The following is a 25,339-nucleotide window of genomic DNA, read 5'->3' as shown; positions in this document are numbered from 1 at the left end:
CGCGCCTGGGCCGCCCCTGGCCCGTGCCTGGCCCGGGCCGGTGCGGCACCTCACTCCAGCATCAGCGGGGCGGCCTTGCGCCGCGCCATGGCCAGGCGGAACAGGTCCATGAAGCGCGGAGCCACGTTGGAGATGTGAAAGCGCTTGCCCGTCTCGCGCGCGGCCCGGCCGTAGCGCTGGCGCCGGGCCGGGTCGTCGCGCAGCTGGCGGATGGCGCCGATCCAGGCGTCGTCGCTGTCGGGCAGCAGCAGGCCGTTGACATCGTTTTGCACCAGCTCCGGCACAAAGCCCCAGTTCGATCCGATCACGCAGCCGCCGCGCGCCAGGATCTCCATCAGGCCCCAGTTGGCCACGCCGTAGCGCAGCGGGTAGAGGAACAGGTCCACCGAGGCCAGCGTGCGCGCGAACTCGTCATACGGCAGCTTGCCCGGGAACTCCACCACCTGGGCGGCCGGGTGGATCTGCAGAAGATGGTCGCGGAAACTGGCCACCTTGCCCTGGTAGCGGCGCTCAACCCATTGCTGTTCGTAACCGTAGGTCACGGCCGTAGGGTCGCCCAGGGCGATGAAGCGCATCTGCTGGCCATCGCCCTCGCGCACCAGTCGATCGACCAGGCGCATGAAGGTCTCGAAGCCCTTGGAGCTGGACAGGTCGCGCGATGAGAAGGCCACGGTGAAGCGCGTGTCCTGGCGCGGCGGCGGCTCGGCCTGCTCGTCGGGCGCCTGGATGTCGAAGCCCTCGAACTGCACGGCCACGCGCTCCTGCAGCAGCGGCGGGAACAGCGAGCGCGCATGGGCGCTGGGCGTGATGGTCAGGTCGCTGCACAGCACCTGGTGGTAGTGCAGCATTTCCATGTTGCGGTCGGCCAGGCGCTGGGACAGGTCGGGCGGGTAGTCGGGCTCGTTGCCGTGCTCGCGGTAGCTGGGGAATTCGATGTAGCTGACGATGGCGGCATCGATCTCGCCGTACAGCAGGTTGGGCGCGGCCCACAGCGAGTGGGCGACCACCACGTCGATGCGCTTGCCCTTTTCCTTCTCGAAGGCCTGCAGGCCCTGCAGCAGGCCGCGGCCTATGCGTGCCGAGCGCTCCACCTTGCTGGAGTAGTAGTAGCTTTGCGGGCCGACGATGTCGCCATCGGGCCGGAACGACAGCAGGTGGTCGCACTGGCTGGCGTAGTTCTCGGCATGGCCGGGCATGGTCATGAACCAGCTGTCGGCCGCGCCGCTGGCGCGAAGGTGGCTGCACAGCAGGCTGTACTGGCTGGGGTAGACGGCGCTGACGAAGATGATGACCGGCTTGTCCTGCATGTTCGTGGAAGTCTCCATGGCGTGGGGGATGGGGATGTGTCGGAGGGCGTGCTCAGCCCGGCACGGGCACTTCGGGCTCGCCGTCGCTGATCTGGTACTTGCGCATCTTTTCCCAGAGCACCTTGCGGCTGATGCCCAGGTGCTGGGCCGTGTTCTGGCGCTTCCAGTCGTTGGTGTTGAGCGCCGCGATGATGCGGTTGCGCTCGTCCATGTCCCAGTTGCTGCGGTCGGCCAGCAGGGGCTCGGCGGCGCCCGCGTCCGGCGGGAAGGTGGTGGCCGACAGTGCCTGGGCGTGCTGCAGGATGCGCTGCGTGGCGCCGTCGGCGTTCCAGTCGCGCGTCTGGCGGGCAGCCACGCCGATGCGCTCGGCCAGGTTGCGCAGCTCGCGCACATTGCCGGGGAAGTACATCTGGGCCACGGCGTCGAGGATGAAGAAGGGCGCCTCGCCCAGCTCCTTCATCGTGGCCTCGCCCACCACCTTGCGCAGGATGGCGTGGAAGATGGCCAGCTTGTCGGCCTCGCCGCGCTCCTCCAGGCTGGGAATCTGCAGCTCGATCACGGCCAGGCGGAAGAACAGGTCGGCCCGGAAGCGCCCCTCGCGCACCAGCCCGCGCAGCGGCTTGTTGGTGGCCGCCACCAGCCGGAAGTCCAGCCGCACGGCGGCGGCCGACCCCAGCCGCGTGATGGCGCGCTCTTCCAGCACGCGCAGCAGCTTGACCTGCTGGTACAGCGGCAGGTCGGCAATCTCGTCCAGGAACAGCGTGCCGCCGTTGGCCTGCTCCAGATAGCCCTTGTGGGCATTCACCGCGCCCGTGAACGAGCCCTTGGCATGGCCGAAGAACAGGGACTCGAACAGCCCGTCCGGGATGGCGCCGCAGTTGACCACCACGAAGGGGCCCTGGCCGTAGCGGTTGTTGCGCTCGTGCAGCCGCTCGGCAATGCGCTCCTTGCCCACGCCGGTCTCGCCGATGATGAGCACGCTGTGCTCGCAGTCGGCAAAGGTGTCCACGTCGCGCAGCAGGCGCTGCATGCAGTCGGCCACGGCGATGATGTCCTCCGAGCGCTGCACCTGGCGCTGGTTGCTCTGCATGCGCCGCAGGATGCGCACCAGCATGGCGCGCAGCTCGGCCCCCGTGAAGTCGAAGGGCAGCACATGCGAGTACTCCATGGCATAGGTGCCGGCGTTGGCGTCGCGCTGCTTGGCGCTGACCCACAGCACGGGCATGCCGAAGGTGCCCTCCACGCCCTGGCGCGTGAAGCGCGCGCCCTCCAGCACCGAGACGCTGACCACGGCGATCGCATTGCCCAGCTCGCTGGTGTCGGCGGGCAGGGTCAGCCCGTCGGCGCGCACCACGTCCACGCCCAGGTTGAGCACGCAGCGCTCCACCCGCTCGGCGATGTCGGCCTGGCCTTCCCAGACATAGATGACGAGCTCGTCCAGATTCACGTTGCATTCCCTCGTTGTCGATTCATGGATTGGATGGCCTTGCCTGCCGTTCAGAAAACCAGTTGCGCCGTGTCGCAGCCGATGGACAGGGCCTTGATGTCGGTGCGGCCCACCTCCAGGCCCAGCGTGTCCTTGAGCACGCTGGTCAGCAGCGTGCCCACGCCGTTGAGGATGGGCTTGAGCACGGTGGTGACCAGCGGCTTGAGCAGGGTGCACAGGGCGCCGGTGCAGGTGAGGTTGTTGTCGCGGTTGAGCAGGGACTGGATCTCGGGGCTGTTCGGGTTGATCGTGTACAGGTACTGCGGGTGCGAGGTCAGCAGCTTGGTCACGTTGTTCTTGACGCAGCCATTCCAGTTGAGCAGCGAGCTGAGCAGGCCCGCACAGCTCTGGTAGCCGTTGTCGTAGGTGGAGATGCCCAGCACATCCAGCAGGCCGCCGGGCACGCTGGTGTAGGAGTTGAGGGCGGCCGAGAACGTGCCGCTGGGCCAGGTGGAGGACGGGCAGGCCACCAGCAGGCAGGACTTGGCGATGGCGTTGTTGAACGTGAAGTTGGACGTGAGCAGCGGCGGCATGTAGTCCTTGTCGCCGGCCACGCCGCGCCCGCTGAGCAGCAGGTTGGTGAGGCTGGTCACGTTGTAGAGCCCGTTCACCATGGAGGCGTCCAGGTAGGAGCCCAGCAGGCGCGTGGTGATGTCGGTGGGCGTGCTGTTCGGTGGCTGCAGCAGGCCGCTGAGCAGGTTGAGCAGTCCCGTGACGATGTTGTTGACCGTGTCGCCCAGCGCCAGCTGGTTCACCTGCGTGGAACGGTTGGTCTTGGACCAGTTGGGGTCGGCCGGGTCTTCGTAGCCCGGCTCCATGCCCAGGCCCGTGGTGGAGTCCGTGTACTCCAGGGCCGGCACCCACAGCTTGCCGTTCAGCACGGGCAGGTGCAGCAGGGTGATGAGCTGCTCATTTTGCAGGCCCTTCTCGCAGCTTTGCTTGTTGTTGGGGTCCATCTTGCCCACGCAGGCGTTGAGGATGGAGGACTTGACCGACAGGTCCATGGTCTGCGGGCTGGCGCTGCACTGCAGCGCGGTCAGCGTGCCGGTGGCGTTGGTGATGTCCACGGCAATGGGCAGCTTGACCTGGGTGCCAAGGATGTCCTTGACCAGCCATTTGAGTGCGCCGCCCAGCAGCTGGTCGGTGTCCACGTTCAGGTTCAGGCGGATCTGCGCGCTGTAGCCCTGCGTGCCGACGGGGCCCACGGCAATGGTGGGCGGCTGCACGATGGTCAGCTGGCCCTTGATGAGCCCGGCCACATCCAGCTGGTTGGCCTGCAGCGCATGGCCGTTGGCGCCGATGGCAATGGCCGTCTTCAGCAGGTCGCCAATGCCCAGCTGCACATCCATGGCCGCGTTCAGCGGATCGGTGCGGCCGGCACCCAGGAAGGCGAACAGGCCCTTCTGGTCATCCAGGCTGCCCAGCGGGATCTTGATGGTGCTCAGGCCCGCGTTGATGATCTGGGTCTTGAGCGCATTGAGCTGCACGGCCAGCGCGTTGTCGGTGATGGCGCTGATGGAGGCGTCGATCACGTTCAGCAGGGTGACGCTGGCGATGTTGGCCAGGCCCTCGGGCGACAGCGCGCGCAGCTGCTCTATGCCCAGGTTCACGCCCAGGGCCTTGAGCAGGCCGGCCGGGCTGATCTTGGCATCGGCCAGGCCCTTGGAGTCCAGCAGGGTCAGCATGCCCACGTCCAGCCCCACCAGGCCCAGCAGCCCGCCCAGCGGCGTGTCCTTGTTGAAGCGCAGCAGCTGCGAGCCCACCTGGAAGGACGCCACCGAGTCGTTGCGCATGGCAATGGCCTCGGCCACCACGGCACGGCTCCAGGGACCGGGGAAGATGGTGGGCGAGGTGCCGCCCACCGTCACGCGCGCCGCGTTCAGCGGGCCGGAGCTGGCGTCGAAGAAGCGGCCGCCGCTCGATTGGCGCGCCGGGTCCGCCGGGTTCCAGTTGCCGCAGCTGACCACGGTCTGGGTGCTGTTGCGGGTCAGCGGGACCGGCCAGTTGGCCGTGATGCTGTCCTCGCCCGCCGTCACGCATGCGGCGCGGTTGCTGCGCTCGGCATTGATGGCCTGGGCCGCCTGGGTGGCCGCCAGATCGGCAATGCGCTGCAGGTCGCGCTTGGCGTAGTACATGTAGCCCAGGTCCACGACGCCGAGCAACAGGAACAGCACCGAGCCCAGCAGGGCGAACTGCACGAGCAGGCTGCCGCCTTGCCGGCGCCCTTGCCGGCGCGTTCGGGGGCGGTGTGCGGATGCGGGGAGGTGGGTGAGCATGCTCTGGTCCTCCTGTCTAGCTGCCGGGCGCAAGCCTGATCAGGCTGCGGGACTCCAGGCGCGTGGGTTCGCCCAAGGTCTGGCTGCCCACCTGCAGGCCCTGGCCCAGCACGGGGGGAAGCATGTAGACCACGCTCAGCGTGGCCTGGGAAGTGCCCCAGTTGATCTGTATCTGGGTGGGCGCCGTGCCCGCTGGAATGCCGCTGGCCGCCAGGCTCTGGTTCACCACATCGCTGGTGGCCTGCAGGATGTTGGCGCGTTCGGCCGGCTTGGCCGGGTTGTAGCCCGCCATCCCGCCAAAGGCCAGATGCTGGACCATGCGCGCACCATCGCCCGTGGCACGCGCCAGCGACTGCTGTGCCTGCAGCACGCGCCAGTACACGAACATGCCCATCAGCAGCATCACCATCACCCCGGCGATCAGCGCGAACTCCACCGCCGCCACGCCACGCTGCCGCCTGTGCAGCCCTGCCCCGCGGGTGTCGCCGGTGGCCCGTATGCCTCCCTCCCGCGAAGCGAGAGAGGGGGAAGGCGCGAAGCGACTCAGGGGGAGCTTCATAGCCCCCCCCTGTCCACCATGATGTTGGCGCTGGCCGTCAACGTGGTGGGCATGACCAGGCCGAAGCCCGGCAGGGCGGGCGCTATCGGGCTGGTTCCATAAAGGATGGTGAAGCCCACGCGCACCATGCAGCGTTCGGCAACCAGCACGCCGCAGGTCAGCGTGGCCGAGCACAGTTCGCTGTTCTGCAGCCTGCAGATGCGCACGTCGATGCTGCCAGCCGTGGGCCGGAGGTCGGCGGGCAGCCAGTCGAGCCGCTGCTGCACCAGGCTGCGGGCCGCATCCAGGCGGGCGCTGCGGCTGGTCTGGTAGCGCAGCGTGGCCCGCGCGGCGTCTTCGGCGGCGGCCTGCATGGATTCGCGCACCAGGAACGCCAGCCCGTAGCTGATGCAGGCATACAGCAGGGCAAAGAACACCGGGAAGATGATGGCCCACTCCAGCGCATACACCCCCCGCTGCCGCAGGCTGGCAGATCGGTGAGGGTGGTGAGCGCGGGGTTGGCACCGGGTCATGGTCGTTCCTGCAAGCCGTTGCCGGAGCCGGCCTCAGTTCTTGCCGCCGGCTTCGACGCCGGTCTTGTACAGGGCGGGGATTTCCGTCTCGAAGCTCTTGAGGTAGCGCGCATAGCTGCGCCGCGCCTGCTCGCCCGCGATGGGGCGCGCACGCTGGCCCGGCTGGCTGTGCTGCATTTCCAGCAGCCGCAGGGTGCCCCCGCCGATGTCGATCTCGCGCCGGGGCAGGTACATCACGGTTCCATCGGGGTTGGTGTAGAGCGTGTAGCCGACCAGGATGGAGTCGGTGGAGGGCTCGGCGAACACATGGGGCCGTGCATCCACCTGCTCGGGCGGGCTCTGCACTTCGCCAAAGGCCTGGGCATGCAGCGCGGCCGCGGGAAGCAGGGCCAGGCCGGCGGTCAGCAGCCAGGGGGCCAGAGCGTTGGCGACTGCAGTGCGGCGCGGCGGGTCCATGCGGTATGTGTCTTGCATGTCGTGCTCCTCAAAGTGGCGAGGCCGGTGCTGCGCCTGCGGCGCCGGGCGGCTCGGAAAGAAGAATGCGCCGGGTGATGCCGGCCGGCAGGGTCTCGGGCAGGGCCTCGGTGGCGCGTGCTTCGGGGCGGGTGCCCAGGGTCGGCACAGGGGGTAGTGCAGGGGGCAGCACAGAAGGCGGCACAGAAGGCAGCACAGGGGCGCTGGACACAGCGGCACTGGCACCGGCACCGACCTCGGCGGGCAGGCTGTCGCCGCGCAGGCGCACGGCATCGCGCACGCTGGTCAGCTGTGCCTGCAGGGTCTGCAGCGAGGTCTGGTCGATCATGGGCAGGGCGCCCTTGGCCTGGGGCTGGGCCAGCTGGCGCAGCAGCTGCGACGCCTGGGCCTGGTTGCCGCTGGCCAGCCAGAACAGCGCCATGTTCAGCTGCACCCGTGCGTTGGCCGGGGCGAGTTGCGAGGCCTGCATGATGGGCATCTGCGCGGCGGCCAGCCGGCCGTCGAGCATGTGGGCGTAGGCCAGGTCACTGAGCACGTTGGCGTCGATGGGGTTGAGCTGGCGCGCCTTGTCCAGCTGCTCCACGGCCTGGCCATACTGGCCCTGGCTTGCGTACAGCAGGCCCAGGCCGCGCCGCGCCCGTGCCGTGGTGGCGCCCTGCAGCAGCGCCAGGTAGGCCTGCCGGGCCTGCTCGACCTGACCGGTGTTGCGCAGCGCGTCGGCCCGCATCAGGCGCGACTCCGGGTTCACGCCGTACTGCTGCTCGAAGGCTTCGGTGTGCGCCAGCGAGGCATACCACTGGCCCGCCTGCTGCATCTGCGTGATCAGGTCCAGATAGGTCTGGGCGTTGTCCACCTGGGTGGCCTGCTGGGCGTTCTGCAATTGCTGCTGGGCCTGGGCGGCGGTTTCCTGCTGCGCGGAAGGGGCGCCGTAGCCCTGCGGCCCCTTGCTGGCGCAGCCGGCCAGGGCCAAGGCCAGGGTCGCCAGGGCTGCCAGGGTTGCAAGGGGTGCCGGCGCTGGCGTCCGCCCTGCGCGGGTGTTTTCCTGGTGTCGCATGCCTAGCGTCCTCCCATGGTGGTCAATGCCCTGATCACGGCCAGGAAGCCGGGGCCCGCCGTGATGACGAGCAGGGCGGGCAGCAGCGTGAGGACCATGACGCCCGTCATCTTGACGGTGATGGAACCTATCTTTTCCTTGAAGCTGGCCTGGCGCTTTTCGCGCAGCCGGATGCTGAATTCCCGCAGCGGCTCCTGCACGGCGCCGCCATGCTTGTCCACCTGCACCAGCAGGTTGACGATGGCGCTCATGTCGTCGTCGGCGCTCATGTTGACCATGCGCTGGAAGGATTGCTCGCGCGTGCGCCCGGTGTTGTAGAGCTGGTTGGCCAGGGCCAGTTCTCCGCTGATGACGCGCAGCACGCTCTTGAATTCCGAGGCCAGGATCTGCAGGCTCTGGTCCACGCTCAGGCCCACGCCCTGCAGCAGCCGCAGCAGGTCGACGAACAGCGGCAGTTCCTCGACCACCTGCTCGCGCCGGCCCTTGGCCCGCGAGCGCAGAAACCATTTGGGAAGCATGAGCCCCAGGCTCACCCCGAGAAAGCCGTAGATCAGCGCCGCGTTCTCGCCGGGGCGCAGCACACCCAGCGCCAGCAAGGGCAGGACCACGCACAGCACCATGCGGCTGGCCACATAGGCCATGCTGCCGTTGCGCGTGCCCACGCCGGCCTGGTCCAGCAGCTTGCGGTCCTCATCGGCCAGCAAGGCCTTGGCCACGCCCCATTGCAGCCAGGCCGGGGGCGGGAGGTTGGCGGCCACCGCCTGTGGCGAATCGGAGGAACGCACGTTGATGGACAGCGGGTTGAGCAACTGCGCGTCGTTGGCCTGCAGGGCGCTCTTCGTGGCGGCCTTCGGGGTCAATGCGGTATCGCGCGCCTGCAATATCCTGGCGACCTGGCTGGAGGCACGGGCCGAGCGCCACAGCTTCCACACCAGGGCGCAGGCCCACAGCACCAGTCCCAGCGCGCCGAGGCTGATGCTGGCGATCCACAGTTGCTGCGGGGTCATGCGTGGCTCCTTGCGCAGACGGATGGGTGGGCCTGTACCTGTGCCTGTGCTGTCATGGGTTCACCTCAGCTTGGCCAGCCGGTAGAGAAGAAAGGCGCCCAGGGCCTCCAGGGCGGCGGCGACCAGGACCATGGTCTGGCCGCTGTCGTCGTTCCACATGCGCATGAAGTAGCCGCGGTTGATCACCATGATCAGCGCCCCCACCACCAGGGGCAGCAGGGCCAGCACCCAGGCCGACATGCGGATCTCGGAGGACAGCGCATGCAGCTCGCGCTCGGCGGACTGGCGGTCGCGGATGTAGGCCGATACACGCTCCAGCACCAGGTCGGCGCGGCCGCCATAGCGCACGCTCATGCGGAACACGGCGGCCAGCAGGCCGAATTCGGGCAGGCGCCAGTTGCGCTCCAGCTGGCCCATGGCCTGCCCCAGGTCGGGCGATGCGCTGAGCATGGCCGCCGCCTGCTGCAGCGCGTCGCCCAGCGGATCGGGGACATTGTTCAGCGCCATCTGGAAGGCCGCATGGGGCGAGTTGCCGATGGAGATCAGGCGGACCATGTTGTCCAGGAAGCCGGGCAGTTGCTGCAGCAGTCTTTCGCGGCGCTTGGCCTGCCGCCGCCAGATGCCGAAGGCCAGCACCACGGCATACAGCACGGCCACCACCAGCCCCGCGGCAGCACCTGCCTGGCTGGTCGCCAGCAAGGCCAGCACCAGGCCGGTGATGGCGAACAGGGCCAGGGTGTTGGACGAGATTCCCCAGGACTGGACGCCCAGCCGCTGGGCCAGCCACTGCACGGCAGCGGGTGAGGGCGCGGGCTGCGCCGCGGGGGCGCGGAAGGCGGGCTCGGCCATGGGCGGCGAGGGCGAGATCACCTCCCGGTGGCCGTCCACGCTGCGCTTCATGTGCAGGTTGATCGACTGCTCATGCTCCTTGCGGCGCCCGCGCATGATCACCCACAGCGCCAGGGCCAGCAGCAGGCAGGCCAGCGCGCCGAGGATGAGGACGGCGGGTGCCAGGCCTGTCATCGCACGCCTCCGTGGCCGGTCTGCTGCTGCATGCGCCACCAGCTCAGCAGCTTGGGCGAGTGCGGCGAGATGCCCAGCGACACCCACTGGTCGATCTCCTGCCCGTCAGGGCCCACCTGGGGCTCGTAGCGGTACAGCTCCTGCATGGAGATCATGTTGTCCGTCATGCCCGTGACTTCGGTCAGCGACAGCAGGCGGCGGCGGCCGTTGGACAGGCGGCCGATCTGCACGATGAAGTCCACGGCATTGGCGATCTGGCGGCGCAGGCTGACCTCGCTGCCCTGAAAGCCCGCGAAGCCGGCCAGCATCTCGGCGCGGTACAGGCATTCGCGCGGCGAGCTGGCGTGGATAGTGCCCATGGAGCCGTCGTGGCCGGTGTTCATGGCCTGCAGCAGCTCCAGCACCTCGCCGCCGCGCACCTCGCCGACGATGATGCGGTCGGGCCGCATGCGCAGGCTGTTGCGCAGCAGGTCGCGGATGCTGACGTGGCCCGAGCCGTCAAAGCCGCCGGGGCGGCTTTCCAGCCGCACCACGTGGTTGTGGTTGAGGGCCAGCTCGGCTGTGTCCTCGATGGAGACGATGCGCTCGCTGCCCGGGATGAAGCTGGCCAGCGCATTGAGCAGGGATGTCTTGCCCGAGCTGGTGCCGCCGCTGACCAGGATGTTGCAGCGCGCCTGCACGGCCATCTCCAGGATGCGGCAGATGTCCTGGTTGAAGGTGCCCAGCTGCACCAGTTCGGGCGGTGTCAGCGGGTCCTTGCGGAACTTGCGGATGGAGACCGAGGGGCCGTCGATGGACAGCGGCTCGATGATGACGTTGATGCGCCCGCCATCGGGCAGGCGGGCATCGACCATGGGGCTGGACTCGTCCAGGCGCCGGCCCAGCGGCGCCAGGATGCGGCGCACGATGCGCAGCACATGCTCGTCGTCCTTGAAGTGCAGCGTCTCGCGCTGCAGCACGCCGCCGCGCGAGACGTAGATGTTGCCGTGGCCGTTGATGAGGATGTCCTCGACCAGCGGGTCTTCCAGCAGCGGCTGCAGCGGCCCCAGTCCCGTGAGCTCGCGCGTGAGGGCGCGCGCCACCTGCAGCGCCTCCTGCTCGTTGACGGGCACGGAGTGCAGGCGGATGAAGCTGTCCAGCTCCATCAGCACGAACTGCGCGATGGCGGCCTGCGACCAACGGCCGAACTCGGCACCCAGCTCCTCGATGCGGCTGAGCAGGTGCTCGTGCGTGCGGTTCTTCAGGTCGAGGAACAGCGCGCTTCGCTCGAACTCGCTGGCCTGGGCGTCGGCCAGATGGGAATAAGCCGTGGTCGTCATGGTGCGTTCAGCTTCTTGTTCGGTGGAAGAAACGGTTCAGGCCCCGGGCGGGCGCGGCCTGATCGCCCGCATGGGCCTGGTGGTGGGTGGTGATCAGCAAGGTGGCGAGCTTGTCCACGGCCTGCACATAGGGCTCGCGCTGCAGCCGGCTGGGCAGCAGCTGGCCCTGGTTGACGGCCTGGACCAGTTCGCGCCGGCGCTCGGGAATGGTGGCCAGCAGCGGCAGCTGCAGTTGCCGGGCGATCTGCGGGGCCTCCAGCTCCAGCTGGCTGTCGTGCCGGCTGACGATGAGCTGCACGCGCTCGCGATCGACCTTTTGCTCGTCGAGCTGGCGCAGCAGCTCGGTGGTGGAGACCACGCTGGCCACGCTCTGGTCGCAGACCACCCAGATCTGGCTGGCGCGCAGCGCCACGCGCATGGCCAGCTGCGTGGGCACGACGGCCCCCAGGTCGGCCACGATGTGGCGGAAGTACTGGCGCAGGCGCAGCAGCAGCGCGTCGGCATCGGCATAGGAGACGTCGCGCAGGCGGGCGGGCTGGCGCGGCAGCGTGAGCAGGCGCAGGCCGCTTTCATGGCGGGCCAGTCCCGTCGATGCCAGGCGCCGGTCGAAGCGGCGCAGGTTGTTGACGGCCTCGATGAAGTCGAAGTCGCCCAGCGTGCCCAGGTACAGCCCGCAGTCGCCGCTGGGAAAGCCCAGGTCGATGAGCAGGCCGTCCAGCGTCTCGTTGCTGATCTCGCGGGGCGTGGCGTCCTTGCCCGGCACGGCCGTCGTGCCATGCAGGCGCTTTTGCAGGTACCAGGCCAAGTGCGATGCCATGAGGCTGCTGCCCAGGCCGGCGCGGGCCGACATGATGGCGGTCAGCGGCGCGTTGGGCATGCCCGAGGCCGACGGGGGCACGCGCTTGATCAGATCGATCACCGTCTGGTGCGCGGCCTGCACGGGGCCGTCCACGTCGAGGAAGTCCTGCACCCCGGCGCGCAGCGCGGCCAGCATGCACTGCGGGTACTTGGTGCGGCCCACGGCCAGGCAGGGCAGGTGGGGGTGGGAGATGTGCAGCTGGGAGGCAAGGTGGGCCGCCTCGTCGGTGGACAGCGGGTCGAAATGCACGAGCACGGCATGCGGCATGTAGCGCTGCACCTGCTCGGTGACGTTGTCCTGGAACCGCGCCACATGCAGCCGTGCGCCGTCCAGCATGTGCTGCAGCCAGGCCTGGGCCAGCGAGCTTTCGGGGGTGCCTGCGTGGATGAAGAGCAGCTCCACCTGCAGGTCGTTGTCGAGCGGCTGCGGCGTCGGGCGGGGCGCGGCGGGCGCGGGCATCCTGTCCAGCGGTGACTTGTCCTGCGCGAGCGCATCGGTGCCGGGCTGCGGCTTGCCGGCCAGCGAGGCCGAGGAACGCAGCCCCAGCAGGGTCTCCAGCGAGGTGGGTGAGCCGATGGCCGGCGAGCCTGTGGCGTCCACAGGCGAATCGGTTGCGGTGGGCTTGCTTGTCATGTCGTCAGTACGAGAAGCCGGGTACGGCGGTCTGGGTGCTCATTCCGCCGGCGAGGTAGGGCAGCCAGACCTTGCCGGCGTTGCGCTGCTCGGATTGCGCACCGGGCAGCAGGGCTTCGAGATTGGTGCTGGCGGGAAGCGGGTGGACCAGGCGCGGGGTGACGATGATCACCAGCTCGGACTCTTCCTGCGTGTAGTTGAGGTTCTTGAAGAAGGTGCCCAGGATGGGCAGATCGCCCAGCACCGGCACCTTGCTGACGTTGGAGGTGGTGGCACGGCTGACCAGCCCGCCGATGACGAAGCTCTCGCCATCGGCCAGCTCCACCGAGGTGTCGGCGCGGCGCGTGCGGATGGCGGGCACGGTGACGCCGCTGATGGTCACGCCGCTGTTGAAGTCCAGGTCGCTGGCCTCGGGCGAGACCTTCAGGGCGATGCGATCGTCCGACAGGATGGTAGGCGTCAGCTGCAGCTTGATGCCGAATTCCTTGTACTGGATGGCGATGTTGCCGTCGCGCGCGGGCACCGGGATAGGCAGCTCGCCGCCGGCCAGGAAGCTGGCGTTCTGGCCGGTCTGGGCCAGCAGGGTGGGCCGGGCCAGCACGCGTGCCATGCCATTGCCTTCGAGGATGCTCAGCTGCGTGACGATGCCGGCGCCGCTGAAGGCCTTGCCGAAGGTCATCACCAGGCTCATGGCGCTGGCAATGGCCGACGAGGTGTTGTTGGACACGCCGCCCGAGCCCGTGCCTCCCGTGCCGCCCGAGCCGGTATTGCCCGTTCCCGTTCCTGTCCCCGTGCCGTTGGTATTGGTGCTGATGCTGCCCACCACGCCGGGGCTGAAGCTGCCGAAGCTGAAGCCCTGGTTGTTGCGCCCGCCGCTGTAGATGTTGACGCCGATGCGCTTCATCGCGGATTTCTTGAACTCCACCACCTGCACGTCCACCTGGACGGTGTTGCTCTTGACGTCGATCTGCGAGTTGTCCACCAGCAGCGTCTGGGCGGGCGCGTACTGGCGCAGTTCGGCCACGGCCTGGGCATGTTCTGGAACCGAGGTCAGGCGCTTTTCCAGCAGCAGGTGCTGGCCGCGGACCTGGACCTCCCAGCGCTGGGGTGCGCCACCTTTCTGGGGCCACACCACCAACGTGGTGCTGCCCTGGGCCTTGGGCGTGAGCAGCAGCTCGGTTCCGCCGGAGCCGGAGCCGGAGCCGGCACTGCCGCCGGAGCCTGGCGTGGCGCGCAGCAGTTTCACGTCCAGCACATTGGGGTCGCCCACGGCGATGCGGCCCGGGATACTGGCCAGCGGCATCAGGTGCTGGCGTCCGGCCACCAGCTGCAGGGAGTCGCCAGAGGGCATGTCCCCGGCGCCGGGGTTGTGCATGCCCTGGACGGCAGCGGTGTCCGCAGGCGCCGACACCGCTGGCGGCAATGCCAGCAAGGCCATGCTGCCGCACAGTGTCCAGACCGCGCGCTGCAGCGGTGTTGCTCCGGCCGTCGAGATGTTCTTGCACTTCATGGCATCTCCCTCTTGTTGTGTGTTTTCAGTAGTTCACCATCTGCACCGCGGCTCCGTTGTGCAGCTCCACGGTGCGTTCGCGCGGGGCCCGCTGCGGCGGCGGCCGCACGGCGGGTGCGAAGGCCGTCATGGGCTGGGCGGCAGGCTTGCGGATGTTCTTGGCGTCGGCGCCGGTGGCCAGGTCCTGCATGCGCAGGCCGGCGAAGGCGCGGTCGGCACCTTCCAGTGCCTGGTCTTTCCTGAGGCGGCCCGCCACCGGCTGCAGTGCGCTGGGCAGGGCGGCGAAGAGCTTGGGATCGGGCACGGACAGGTCGTCCGGGTTGCGCAGCGCCAGGGTGAGCTGGCCGAATTTCTCGGCCAGCGTGAGGCGCTCCACGTCGTCCAGCGGCACGGCCAGCACGGCCGATTGCACGTTCTCAGGGCGCTGGCCGGTCTGATCCGCAGCGCTGGCGCGGCGCAGCGACGAGCCTGCCGATTCCTTGTCCTGCTGCGCCTGGCGCTGGACGGCCGACATGGGTGGGCGTTCCACGCTGCCGGAGCCGTAGGCCAGCACGCGGCTGCGCGCCAGCAGCAGCCGGGTCTGCGCGTCCACGGGTGCCTGGTCGGACTTGCCGTCCAGCGTGAAGTAGACATCCACGAAGTCGCCGGGGCGCACATGGTGGCCCGCGGCCATCTGCTCCCGGATGGCAATCGCCAGGGCGCGCTGTCCCGGCTCCAGCTGCAGGGCCAGGCCGCTGAGCAGTTGCTGCTCGAACAGCGGGGTGCCCGGGGTGAGCGCCATCAGCGTGGTGCGGCCCAGCACGTCGTCGGTCGCGGCAAAGCTGCCGGGTACGGGGGCGGGCAACTGGGCCAGCTTCACATCCTCGCTGCCGATGCGCTGGCCTGCGGCAATGGCCTGGGCCACGACCACGACGGCATGCTGCGGCACGGGCTCGGGGGCCGGCTGCGCCGAGGCGGCCGGTGAGGGCTGGGCCACGGGGCGTGCGGGCTGGCTGCCCAGCAGCCAGGCAAGGCCTGCGAGCACGAGGGCCAGCCCCACCAGCAGTCCGGCAAGAATCTTGGTGAGGTTCATGGCTGGGGCTCCTGGTGCAAGTGGGTGGCGACGGTGTTCAGGCATGGGGGCTGCCCTGGCGCTTTCCTGCCATGGCGCAGAGGGTCCGCCAGGGCAGGAAAGCGTCCGGATAGCGCACGGCGGCGGCTTGCGGCGGGGCCGGGCCGTGTGGTGCGTGGCGCGGGGAAAGCGATCTGCATGGGTATCTCCCGTTCAGGCAAGCGGCTGGCTGTGGCGCCAGGCCAGGGCGATGGCCGCAATGGCCATGTAGCCGGCATAGGGAATGGAGCGCTGGGGCTGGCGCGGTCCATCGGTGGCGCCTGCGGGCTGAGACGCAGCGCCCAGCGGTGCCAGGCGGGCCGCCCAGGCCAGGGGCAGCCGGGCCTGCAGCCACAGGCCGGTGGGGCTGTGGCTCAGGTGGCGCAATGACAGCACCAGAAGGCCGTGCAAGCCGGCCAGCAGGCTGCCGCCGGTCCAGATCAGCAGCAGGTCGAAGCTCAGCCCGAACCACAGCCCTGCGACCGCGCCGAACTTGACGTCGCCCGCTCCCATCCAGCGCAGTGCATAGAAAGGAAGCAGCACGACAAACCCCGCCAGCAGTCCGGCCAGCGCGTTCCAGGCCGAGACCTGGAACGGCTGCGCCCCACTGGCCAGCGCCGCCGCGCCTGTGGCCAGGCCGAGCAGCACCATCCAGTTGCGCACGCGCCGGATGCGCAGATCCATGACCGCAATCGTTGCGAGCCATGTGATGCAGACGCACAGCCATAGCGAGGCCCACTCCATCTTCAGGGGGCAAGTCCGTTGAGCTTGGTGGCAAGCCGGCTGAACAGTCCGTTCAGATCGGTACCCAGCGCGGTGGCGCCCACGACGATGCCCACGGCAATCAGGCCGGCGATCAGCCCGTATTCGATGGCGGTGGCGCCTTCCTCGTCTTTCCAGAAGTTCTTGATCATTTCGGTCATGGCATGGTCCTTTCGGTTTGCAAAATGCCTTGGCGCCGGGGGCGGAGGCAAGCCCCGCCCGAGCCCGGCCAGATCGCGCCGGAGCCGGCGCTCAGGGAACGAAGCCGGTGAGCTTGGTGGCGATCCGGGTGAACAGCCCATTCAGATTGGTGCCGAGCGCGGTGGCGCCCACCACGATACCCACGGCGATGAGGCCGGCGATCAAGCCGTACTCGATGGCGGTGGCGCCTTCTTCGTCTTTCCAGAAGTTCTTGATGATGTCGGTCATGGCATCGTCCTTTCGGTTGCAAAAGCCCATCGTTGTCGATGGCGGCGGCTGGCGATGGGCAGAAGCCGGCCGCTGCACGGGAAACCTCACCTGCCGCTTCTCACTTCACCACTGCTGTCGCGAGGCGGTGGTTGGAAAAGCGTCTGAAACGGGGCGCAACTGCTGCTCAAGGCGCAGCTGTATTCGTTGGGGCATGGCGCTGGCGGACAGGGTGGCCACGGCAGCGTCCTGGGGTTCGGGGCGGATGCGCGAGGGCGCAGGGCCGGGTTGGATGTCGGGCGCAGGGCCGGGTGCGTTCCCGGGCTCGTCCATGGGGGCAGTGCCTGGCGCACCACCGCCTGCCGGAATCGGTTTTTGCGGGGTGAACAGCGCGTTCAGCCAATGGTCGGGCGGGTCCTGGGGCAGCAGGCGGCCGGTGGTGCGTGCCAGGCGCAGTTCGTTGATGCGCTGGTCGTAGATGGCGTCGGCCTCGTCCAGCAGCAGGCGCTGCATGTCCAGCTGGGCGTCCAGCACCTGGGCCAGGCTGCCGCGCCCGACTTCGAGCAGGCGGCGGCGCCCCTCGAAGGCGGCGCGCGCCTCGCGCACGGCGTCGGCCAGCTGGCTTTCGCGCTGGCGGCCGGACTGGGTGCGTCCCCAGGCGGCGGAGGCGGTTTCGCGCACCTGGCGGCGCACGGTTTCCTGCTGCGCTTCCTGGGCCTGCAGTTCGTTGATGGCCTTGAGGATGCGGTCGCGCAGCTCGAAGCCGTTGCCGAAGTTCCAGCTCAGCTCCACGCCGTAGCGCGTGCCCTCGGCATAGAGCACGCCGCTGGGGTCGCGCGTGTGGGCCACCACGGCGGCCAGCGTGGGAAAGCGCTGGGACTTGCTGCGGTCCACTTCGGCGCGGGCCTTCTCGATCTGCTGCTCCATCTCCTGCAGCTCGGGGCTGACGGTTTCGGAGGCCTGCAGGGCCGAGTCCTCGTTGGCCGGCATCCATTGCACGGGCACGTTGAGCTGGGGCAGCCAGCCGGGCTGGGGCGTGAAGCCGAAGTAGCGCGTGAAGCGGGCCTGCGCATCCATGCGCTGCGACTCCAGCGCGTGCTGCTGGGCAAGGGCGCCGGCCTGGCGCGAGGCGGCCTGGCGCAGGTCGTTGCGGCCCACGGCGCCCAGTTCGGCGCGGCGCTCCTCGATGCGCGCGAGCTGGCCGATGATGCGCGCCGACTCGGCCGCCACGCGGGCCTTGTCCTCGAAGCGGTGCAACTCCAGCAGGGCGGTCAGCGCCTCCAGCAGCACGTTCTGGCGCGTGCCGTAGAGCACGCTGCCCTGGGCCGCCTCCTGCGATTCGGCCGAGCGTATGCCCGCGCCGATGGCGCCGCCGTCCAGCAGGGCCATGCGCACTTCGGCGTTGACGGCGGTGTAGGACTCGCGGCCCCGGCGAAGCTTGGCATCGCCCGTGTTGGTACCCACCTTGAAGGTGGGCCAGCGCGCGCCGCGCGCGGTGTTCACGTCATGCCCGGCCGATTCCAGCGCGGCGCGCGCCTTGCGCACGTCGGGGTATTCGTCGATCAGGGCGTAGAGCGCATCGAGCAGGCGGCGCTGCCCGCCGTCGCTGGCCAGGGTGCCGGGCGTGAGGTGCTGGGCCAGGCGCAGGATCACGGGGTCCGGTGTTGCGGATGCGGGCGCGGCTGCTGCAACCATGCCGATGTCCGTATCAAGATCCCTGTCCGCCGCAGCCACGGGCGCGGCAGCGGCCTGCAGCGCCTGCAGTGCGGACAGGCAGCAGGCAGCGGCCAGCAGCTGGCGCAGCCGGGTGTGGCAGCGGGCGTGCCAGCCCATGGAAGGGGAGGTCGGGCGGCCTGGCATCAGGGCTCCCGGAAGGCTTCGCTCTGGATGCGCAGCACGGGCCGCAGCAAATACCAGATAAAGGGTTCGTGGCCCAGCAGCAGGTCGAGTTCGGCCTGCATGCCGGTGGTGATGCGGTTGTCGGTGCGGCCCACCCAGGGCTGCTCCAGGCTGGCCTGGATGCGGAAGTACGAGGGCGAGTCGGCCAGGTTGGGATCGCGGTCGGCATCGGCCGCCACCAGGGTGACCTGGCCGGGCACCGAGCCGTAGCGCAGGAAGTCGTAGGCCGAGATCTTCACCCGGGTGGCCTGGCCGGGGTGCACATAGCCACGGTCGGCGGGGCTCAGGCGCGCCTCGACGATGACTTCGTCCTTGTCCGGAACGATTTCGAGGATGGGCTCGCCGGGCTTGACCACCCAACCGGCGCCCGAGCTGCGCAGGCCCTTGACGAAGCCGCTGGTGGGCGCCAGCACGGCCGTGCGCGTGCGCTGGGTGCGGGCGCGGACCAGGTCTTCGTTGAGGCTGGCCAGCTCGCGTTCGGTCTGGGCCAGCTCGTCGGAGGCGCGGCGGCGGAAGGCGCCCTGGGTCTCCTGCAGCTTGGCCTGGGCCTGCTCGATCTTGGCGCGGTTGCTGAAAAGCGTCTGGCGCGAGGCGGCCAGCTCGGCCCGCACCTGCTCCAGCGCCCGCTGCTTGTCCAGCACTTCCAGCTGGCCTATCAGCTGCTCGGAGGCGAGCTGGCCGGCAATGGAGGCTTCCTGCTGGTGCAGGCGCAGATTGGTCTCCAGCCCCTCGATGCGCGCCTGCACCTGGGCCACGTCGCCGCGCGCCTGCTGCAGCTGGGCCTGGGCTGCGGCAAGGCTGCCCTGGTGCTCCAGCGCGCGCGCCGAGAAGGCGCCCAGTTCGGCCTGGACCACCTGCGCGTCCAGGTCGGCGGGGAAGGCGGTGCGCTGCAGCGGCCGGCCCTGGCTTTCCGCGCCCAGACGCGCCTTGACGGCCTGGGCCGTGGCCATGCGGGCGGTGAGCTGTTCGAGGTTGAGGCTGTTGCTGCCCAGGTCGATTTCCAGCAGCGGCTGGCCCTGGGTCACGGCCTGGCCTTCGCGCACATGGACGGCGGTGACGATGCCGCCTTCCAGATGCTGCACGGTCTGCACGCGGTCGGAAGGGATGACCTGGCCGCTGGCGACCACCACGTTCTCCACCGGATAGAACAGGCCGGTGACCACCAGGGCGGCAACGGGAATGACGAGCAGCCATTTGCCCCGCGCCAGGGCGGTGCGGCCAGGGGTGGGGGGCGTTGTGCCGGACGCGTCCGCAGGCGGCTGGCCGTGCACGGCCGCCTGCGCTTCGCTCGACTGGCGCAGCACCAGGGGGAGGTCGTCGTAGCGCCCGGCCCTCATGAGGCAAGCTCCTGCGCCACGGCGGGGTGGTCGGCATGCGGGGCCGGGTCGGCCGGCGTTGCGGGGGCTGTGGACGCAGCGGGTGCTGTGGGTGCTGCGGGAGCCGCGGGAGCCGCAGGCTCGCGCGCCGTGCCGAACAGCTGGGGCAGCAGCAGCTGGGGCGAGCCATGCTCGATGCCGCCGTCGCCGCGCACATGGTAGAGATGCTGGGCCATGGAGGCCACGCGCAGCGAGTGCGTGACGACGATGACCGTGTGCTTGAGCGCAATCTGCCGCAGCGTCTGCAGCAGCGCGGTTTCGCTCTCGAAGTCCAGGTCGTTGCTGGGCTCGTCCAGGATCAGCACCGAGGGGTTGCGCAGGAACAGCTGGGCCAGGGCCAGCTTGCGCAGCTCGCCGGCCGACAGGCCCGCGCCGCCTTCGCCCAGCACGGTCTGGTAGCCCTGGGGCAGGCGGCTGATGAAGCCGTGCGCGCCCGAGATCTGGCAGGCGGTGACGATCTTGTGGTCGTCGGCATCGGGGTTGACCATGCGCAGCCCGTCCACGATGGGGCCGCTGAACCAGTACACCTGCTGGGCCAGGCAGCCTATCCAGCGGCCCAGTTCGGCGCGCGGGAACTGGGCCATGTCGTATTCATCGATGAAGATGCGCCCCTGCGTGGGCTGGTAGAGGCCGGCCAGCAGCTTGGCCAGGGTGGACTTGCCGGCGCCGTTGCGCCCCACGATGGCGTGCAGCCCGCCGGGGCCGATCTCCAGCGATGCCTGCTCCAGCGCCACATGGCCGCCCGGGTAGTGGAAGCTTGCCTGGTCCAGGCGCAGCCGGCCCTGGGGGCGGGGCAGGTCCACGGTGTCGGTCATGGCCTCGACGGGTTCCTCCAGCACGGCCTGCAGGCGGCGTGCGGCCTCGTTGGCATGGGCCAGCGAGCGCCAGTTGCTGGCCAGTTGCGAGATGGGGCCCAGCGCCTTGCCCGACAGCAGGTTCACGGCCATCAGGCTGCCGATGCTCATCCACTGCGCATTGATGGCAATGGCGCCCACGGTGATCACGGCAATGGAGAACAGCGTCAGCAGCACGGTGCTGGCCTCGCGTGCGTTCTCCATCTCGCCGTTCTTGCCAAAGCTCTCGGCCAGCCAGCGGTCATAGCCGCTTTGCCAGTTCTGGCGTGCGGCGGCGTCGTAGCCCAGCACCTTGAGCGTGGCGCGGGCATTGCAGATCTCGGCCGTGCCCCGGTCCAGCATGCGGGCCTGGGCGATTTCCTCCACGCGGCCGCTGCGCACCTCGTCGGCCCACCACCAAGCCAGCACGCCCATGATGAGCATGGCCACCAGAATCACCGGCAGCACGGGCCAGGCAATGATGCCGATGACCACCAGGGCCAGCAGGGCCATGGGCAGGTCCAGCAGCGAGGTCGCCAGGCCCCCGGACATGCCCGAGCGCATGGCGCTCACGTCGCGGAACAGCTGCAGCCACTGGCTGGAGGAGCGCTGCTCCAGCGCGGCCAGCGGGTGGCGCAGCATGGAGTGCATCAGCGCCTGGGACACGTCGCGGTCGATCATGGCGCCGGCTTCGCGCAGGGCGCGGGCGCGCCTGCGCCGCAGCCACCATTCCACGCCCAGGAAGAACAGCACGCCCGCCACCATGGCCGTGAGGGTGGCGGTGCCGCCACGCGCAATGACGCGGTTGTAGACCTGCAGCAGGAAGATGGACGGCAGCAGGCCCAGCAGACTGATGGGCAGCGACAGCCAGCCAGCCCGGCGCAGCTGGTGCGCAGCCCGGTCGAAGGACTCGGCGATGGCAGATGCAAAAGCCCCCACCGTCTCCGTTCCCGACGGCATCGCCGTGGCCTTGGCCAACTGACGGGGAAGAAGGTATCGGATCATGTTCTGATGGGCTTAGTAAGCATCTTTACAAAATGTAAAGGTACTCGTTTCACAAACACTGTAGCGAGTTATATACAGCCCTCTATAAGTTTTATTCAATCAAGAATGCATGTTCATTTGTTTTTGATGTGGATCAAAGCACGGAGCCTGAATAGACGCTATTAAATGGCCCCCGTGCCCACTGAAACTATCCCGTATGGCATCGGCCGCCAGGGCAAGATTGGTCGTGGCGCGGCCGGCCAACAAAACCGTATCGCCTTTATGGGTTGTTCTCAGCAGCGAGCAAATCAGCTGATTCAGATCGTCATACCAATTGACGTGCAAAAGATCGCCCAAGGCTGCCGCCAGCGGCCTGAGCGGCTCCCCGTACAGCAGCACGCGCCGGGCCTGGGCATCCCGCACCAGCGGCTCCAGGGCCAGCTGCGCAGCGTCGATGCTGGCCTGGCCGGGCTGTATGCCCGCCAGCACGATCAGCCTTCTGCTCACATGGGGAGCGACCGACTGCAGCTGGGAAAATGCAGCCGTCATGGACAGTAAGTGGTTGCTCAGGCTGTGGTCCAGCAGGCAGATTCCACTGGGCAGGAGCTGCGGCTGCCCGGCTCCGATCATGGGCTGCCAATGGGCCAGGGAGGCCTGCACCTGTGCGGGCGCATAGCCCAATGCATGCAGGGCCGCCAGGGCCGCCTGCGCATTGAGTGCCATGTGGTGGCCGTCGGATTGCAGGGAAATGCCCAGGCGCAGGCTGCCCATGCCTATTTGCAGATTTCCATTGTGAAACCCCATTTCACGGACCTGTGCATTGCAATGGGGGCCAAACGTGATCAGGCGCAGTCCCATGCGTTTGGCATGCTCAATAACACTGGGGTTTTCACCTATGTCCTGATCGGTGACCAGCGCACTGCCTTTGTGCATGAGCTGCATGGCCTCAAGCACTTCCTGCAATGCTTCGTATTTTCTTTCACCGGACAGACCGGCCTGTCCGGAGGGCTCGGACTCCCCTGAATGGGGGGTGTTATTTATTGAAAGATTAGTAATAACCAGAATATCTGGGTCAATCAGCGGCAGGTCGCCACGCAGTGCCTGCAATGGCAGCTCCAGCAGGGCGCAGGGCGAGGCCTCGCTCCAATTGATCATCTGCAGCGCCGTGCCCTGGGACAGCAGGGCATCGCCACGCGCGTCTCCCCCGTCCTGCAGGCACTGGCGCATCATGCCCAGGGTGGAGGTCTTGCCCACGCAGCCGCTGACGGCGACCACGGGCGACTGGATGCGGCGGCGGGCCGCCTGCGCCAGATTGCGCAGGCCCTCTTCCATATCAGGCACATGCAGCACCGGCACGCCGTGGTCCAGCAGGCCCTGCGGGCTGCTGCTGATCAGCGCCGAGGCGCGCAGCGTGGGCAGGGCCGCAGCCTGCACGCCCAGCGCCATGCCCGCACGCCGCACCAGCACGGCGGCGCCGGGCTGGTGGTGCAGGCGGCTGGCGTCCAATCCCGCGCAGCCGGTGCCGCTATCTGTGCTGGGATCTGTACCGGGCTCCGTCGTTGCATCCAGCCAGCGCCCGTTCATCAGTTCGGCCAGGGAAGCTCTGTCCCAGGACATGGGCGGGTACATGGAGCCGGCGGGGGGCGGGAAAGCCGGTTGGCCCGCAGTCTCATCGGCCCGCGACGCGAGGGAGAGTGATGGCGAGGGCGGGGAAGCTTTGGCAGGGCTGTCACCCGCGCTCAGGCCGTGGCCTGCCTGCGCAGGCAGCGCGTCTTCCCCGGATTCGGCCGCGGCATGGCTGGTGGCCGCGCGCAGTGCCTGGGTCAGGGCGTCCAGCAGTTCCAGGCCTGCCAGGCTGGATGCCAGCAGCCAGGCGATTTCGCGCGGGGACTGCAGCACCTGGCGCAGGCTGCCATCGGTAAAGGCTGCATGGCGGCGCCGGGCGGGCGGCAGGTACAGCGCCTGCTCAGGCCAGATGGCGCGCTGGGCCATGCCTTGCAGATGGCGCTGCAGGCTGATCTGCCATTGGCGCAGCAGGTCGGTGGGCTGCGGCTCCAGGCCTGCGTCGAGCTGCAGGCTCTCGACCAGGGCAATGCCTATCCAGCGTGCACAAAGGGCGCCTGCCTTCTCGACACTTTCGCCATCGTCGCCATCGTCGCCATTGCCGTCCCCCATGCCCAGCAGCTGCGGCAGCGCGGCCTGCAGGAAGGCGGCAGGCAGGGCCGCCGTGTCGGGCAGGGCGCTGCGCGCCGCGCGCAGCGTGGGGCTGTCGCTGGTGGGGGGGCGCGAGCTTGCATAGACATGCATGGCCAGCTCGGCCCAGGTCAGCATGGGCTGGCCGGAGCGGGGTGTGCCGGCTTCAGCGGCATTGGCGGCAGCGGCGGCAGCCTTGGTGGTGCTGGCCGAAGCGGCAGCCATGGACAGCAGGCTTTCCGCCAGCGGGTCCATCAGCGCCGGAATGCGGGCGCGGGCCTGGCTGTCGGCTCCCGGCCCCAGGACAAAGCTGTTGCGCAGGTGGCGGGCCAGCACCAGCATGGCCAGCGCGCTGGGCAGGCAGTCGCCGGGCAGTGGCTGCAGCCGTTGCTCCACATGGTCCACGGCCAGCGCAATGGCCTGCGCCAGCGCGGCGCTGCCCGCATGGCGCTGGGCCTGCAGCAGGGCGTAGGTCACGCCCAGGTGGTCGCAGACATCCCCGCAACCGGGCCAGCTTCCGTCCTTGCCCTGCTGCGCCAAAAGTTGCTGCAGCGCAGCGTGCACGGGTACGAGGTGGGGCCAAAGGCGCTGCTCGGGCGGGTCGGTGCGCGGCACGGCCAGGGCGGGCTGCTCCCCGCTGATATAGATGCCGCGCAGGTGCAGCAGCAGGCAGGGCGGGTGCAGGGGCCGTTGGGCGCTGCCTGTTTCACTGCCCAGCGGGTGCGGATCTGGCAGCAGGGGCTGCAGCAGCTGCGCACGCTCCAGGCTGGCATCAGCCAGGGCCAGGGAGCGCATGGGCGCCTGGGTCCAGGCGCTGCAGTCCGGCAGCGGACTGTCCGCCTTCAGGGGCGTGATGTCCTGCGCCCAGTCGATGCGCAGATCGACCTCGTCACGCTTGCGGGCCCAGGCCCATTGGCGCACGCGTGTCGCACCCTCGCGCCAGGCAGCCTCCAGCGTGGTGGCGCGCACGTGGAAGACGGAGGCAACCTTGTTCTCGGCCGACACCGTGAAGAAAAGAATGCAGCCGGGGTAGGGTTCGGGCAGCAGCACCATGTGCCGTGCCAGGTACTCCAGGCCATTTGCCAATTGCTGCGACAACATGCTCTCGGCCTCGGTCAGGGTCATTGGGAGGCTGCTCTTCCCGTGGGGACGGGACGCCGGGCCGCGGTGCACCGACCGCGTGCGGATCTGTTCCTTCATGGCGGCCCGGCGGCAGGCGGATGCGGAGCGCGGCGGCTCAGCGGTAGTCGAATTCCACGCGCCGGTTGCGCTGGTGGGCTTCTTCGCTCGTGCCTTCGTCGGCCAGCCGCTCCTTGCCGTAGCTGACGGACTCCACGCGGGCCGGGTTCACGCCCAGCAGCTGCAGGCTGTTGCGCACCGCGTCGGCACGCTTTTGGCCGAGCGCCAGGTTGTATTCGATGCCGCCGCGCCTGTCGGTATGGCCGCGCAGCATCACCGAGCGGCCGGGATTGCTGCGCAGCCACTGCGCATGGCTTTCCACGATGGCCCGGTCGCTGTTGCGGATGGTGTAGGCGTCGAAGTCGAAGTAGACGATGTGGGCGACGTTGGCGGGCCCGCGCTGGTCGGCCTGCGTGGTGGCCACCACGGGCGCGACGCCGGAGCTTGCCGGCGCTGGTGCCGGGGCCTTGCCGAAGGCGTAGTGGTGCTCGGAACGCTGCGTGCTGGTGGTGGCGGTGGATCCGCAGGCGGCCAGCCCTGCGGCCAGCAGCACGATGGTGCACAGCCTGAAAGTGTGTGACATGGAGGATCTCCTG

The 25,339-nt window shown here is 69.0% G+C and carries 21 protein-coding genes; all 21 read right to left on the bottom strand.

Annotated elements, in window-relative coordinates; translation table 11 throughout:
* Positions 1 to 50 precede the first annotated feature (50 nt).
* Positions 51 to 1,325 (bottom strand): glycosyltransferase, encoded by a 1,275-nt coding sequence (locus DELCS14_RS22865; protein WP_013803763.1) that lies wholly within the window; start codon positions 1,323 to 1,325, stop codon positions 51 to 53.
* A gap of 34 nt (positions 1,326 to 1,359) precedes the next feature.
* Positions 1,360 to 2,754 (bottom strand): sigma-54 dependent transcriptional regulator, encoded by a 1,395-nt coding sequence (locus tag DELCS14_RS22860; protein ID WP_013803762.1) that lies wholly within the window; start codon positions 2,752 to 2,754, stop codon positions 1,360 to 1,362.
* Positions 2,755 to 2,804: 50 nt separating this feature from the next.
* On the bottom strand, positions 2,805 to 5,069 hold the full coding sequence (locus tag DELCS14_RS22855) for a TadG family pilus assembly protein (RefSeq protein ID WP_013803761.1): 2,265 nt from the start codon (positions 5,067 to 5,069) through the stop codon (positions 2,805 to 2,807).
* Between the two features lie 16 nt (positions 5,070 to 5,085).
* Positions 5,086 to 5,628: a TadE/TadG family type IV pilus assembly protein gene (locus DELCS14_RS22850; RefSeq protein WP_013803760.1), complete on the bottom strand. Its 543-nt coding sequence runs from the start codon at positions 5,626 to 5,628 to the stop codon at positions 5,086 to 5,088.
* Positions 5,625 to 6,077 (bottom strand): TadE/TadG family type IV pilus assembly protein, encoded by a 453-nt coding sequence (locus DELCS14_RS22845; protein WP_267233355.1) that lies wholly within the window; start codon positions 6,075 to 6,077, stop codon positions 5,625 to 5,627. Before DELCS14_RS22845 ends, DELCS14_RS22850 begins: the two co-directional genes overlap by 4 nt.
* A gap of 96 nt (positions 6,078 to 6,173) precedes the next feature.
* On the bottom strand, positions 6,174 to 6,614 hold the full coding sequence (locus DELCS14_RS22840) for a DUF3613 domain-containing protein (protein ID WP_013803758.1): 441 nt from the start codon (positions 6,612 to 6,614) through the stop codon (positions 6,174 to 6,176).
* 10 nt (positions 6,615 to 6,624) lie between these two features.
* Entirely contained in the window at positions 6,625 to 7,668 is a 1,044-nt protein-coding gene (locus DELCS14_RS22835; RefSeq protein ID WP_013803757.1) for a tetratricopeptide repeat protein, read from the bottom strand.
* Positions 7,669 to 7,670: 2 nt separating this feature from the next.
* Entirely contained in the window at positions 7,671 to 8,675 is a 1,005-nt protein-coding gene (locus tag DELCS14_RS22830) for a type II secretion system F family protein (protein WP_013803756.1), read from the bottom strand.
* Positions 8,676 to 8,735: 60 nt separating this feature from the next.
* Positions 8,736 to 9,698 carry a type II secretion system F family protein gene (locus DELCS14_RS22825; protein ID WP_013803755.1) on the bottom strand — a complete coding sequence of 321 codons (963 nt, stop codon included), beginning with the start codon at positions 9,696 to 9,698 and terminating at the stop codon, positions 8,736 to 8,738.
* The gene (locus DELCS14_RS22820; RefSeq protein ID WP_012203993.1) at positions 9,695 to 11,017 is read right to left on the bottom strand and encodes a CpaF family protein; all 1,323 of its coding nucleotides are present in this window, start codon (positions 11,015 to 11,017) and stop codon (positions 9,695 to 9,697) included. The genes DELCS14_RS22825 and DELCS14_RS22820 overlap by 4 nt, the downstream gene beginning before the upstream one ends.
* A 7-nt stretch (positions 11,018 to 11,024) precedes the next feature.
* Entirely contained in the window at positions 11,025 to 12,509 is a 1,485-nt protein-coding gene (locus tag DELCS14_RS22815; protein ID WP_013803754.1) for a pilus biosynthesis protein CpaE, read from the bottom strand.
* 4 nt (positions 12,510 to 12,513) lie between these two features.
* Positions 12,514 to 14,019 (bottom strand): pilus assembly protein N-terminal domain-containing protein, encoded by a 1,506-nt coding sequence (locus DELCS14_RS22810; protein WP_013803753.1) that lies wholly within the window; start codon positions 14,017 to 14,019, stop codon positions 12,514 to 12,516.
* A 25-nt stretch (positions 14,020 to 14,044) separates the two neighbouring features.
* Entirely contained in the window at positions 14,045 to 15,091 is a 1,047-nt protein-coding gene (gene cpaB / locus DELCS14_RS22805; protein WP_013803752.1) for a Flp pilus assembly protein CpaB, read from the bottom strand.
* A gap of 192 nt (positions 15,092 to 15,283) precedes the next feature.
* On the bottom strand, positions 15,284 to 15,853 hold the full coding sequence (locus tag DELCS14_RS22800; RefSeq protein ID WP_013803751.1) for a prepilin peptidase: 570 nt from the start codon (positions 15,851 to 15,853) through the stop codon (positions 15,284 to 15,286).
* A 2-nt stretch (positions 15,854 to 15,855) separates the two neighbouring features.
* Complete coding sequence (locus tag DELCS14_RS22795; RefSeq protein ID WP_013803750.1) at positions 15,856 to 16,032, bottom strand: Flp family type IVb pilin; 177 nt, start codon at positions 16,030 to 16,032, stop codon at positions 15,856 to 15,858.
* A 91-nt stretch (positions 16,033 to 16,123) separates the two neighbouring features.
* A complete protein-coding gene (locus DELCS14_RS22790) occupies positions 16,124 to 16,300 on the bottom strand; it encodes a Flp family type IVb pilin (protein WP_013803749.1) in 177 nt (58 codons plus the stop codon).
* 105 nt (positions 16,301 to 16,405) lie between these two features.
* On the bottom strand, positions 16,406 to 18,139 hold the full coding sequence (locus DELCS14_RS22785; RefSeq protein WP_013803748.1) for a TolC family protein: 1,734 nt from the start codon (positions 18,137 to 18,139) through the stop codon (positions 16,406 to 16,408).
* Positions 18,139 to 19,515 carry an HlyD family type I secretion periplasmic adaptor subunit gene (locus DELCS14_RS22780; protein ID WP_013803747.1) on the bottom strand — a complete coding sequence of 459 codons (1,377 nt, stop codon included), beginning with the start codon at positions 19,513 to 19,515 and terminating at the stop codon, positions 18,139 to 18,141. Before DELCS14_RS22780 ends, DELCS14_RS22785 begins: the two co-directional genes overlap by 1 nt.
* Complete coding sequence (locus DELCS14_RS22775; protein ID WP_013803746.1) at positions 19,512 to 21,392, bottom strand: ATP-binding cassette domain-containing protein; 1,881 nt, start codon at positions 21,390 to 21,392, stop codon at positions 19,512 to 19,514. The genes DELCS14_RS22780 and DELCS14_RS22775 overlap by 4 nt, the downstream gene beginning before the upstream one ends.
* A 99-nt stretch (positions 21,393 to 21,491) precedes the next feature.
* Complete coding sequence (locus DELCS14_RS22770; RefSeq protein ID WP_228676807.1) at positions 21,492 to 24,689, bottom strand: Mur ligase; 3,198 nt, start codon at positions 24,687 to 24,689, stop codon at positions 21,492 to 21,494.
* A gap of 112 nt (positions 24,690 to 24,801) precedes the next feature.
* Positions 24,802 to 25,326: an OmpA family protein gene (locus DELCS14_RS22765; protein WP_012204004.1), complete on the bottom strand. Its 525-nt coding sequence runs from the start codon at positions 25,324 to 25,326 to the stop codon at positions 24,802 to 24,804.
* Positions 25,327 to 25,339 lie beyond the last annotated feature (13 nt).

This window comes from Delftia sp. Cs1-4 (genome assembly GCF_000214395.1).
GTDB lineage: Bacteria > Pseudomonadota > Gammaproteobacteria > Burkholderiales > Burkholderiaceae_C > Comamonas > Comamonas acidovorans.
This window is presented reverse-complemented; position numbering and strand designations above follow the sequence as displayed.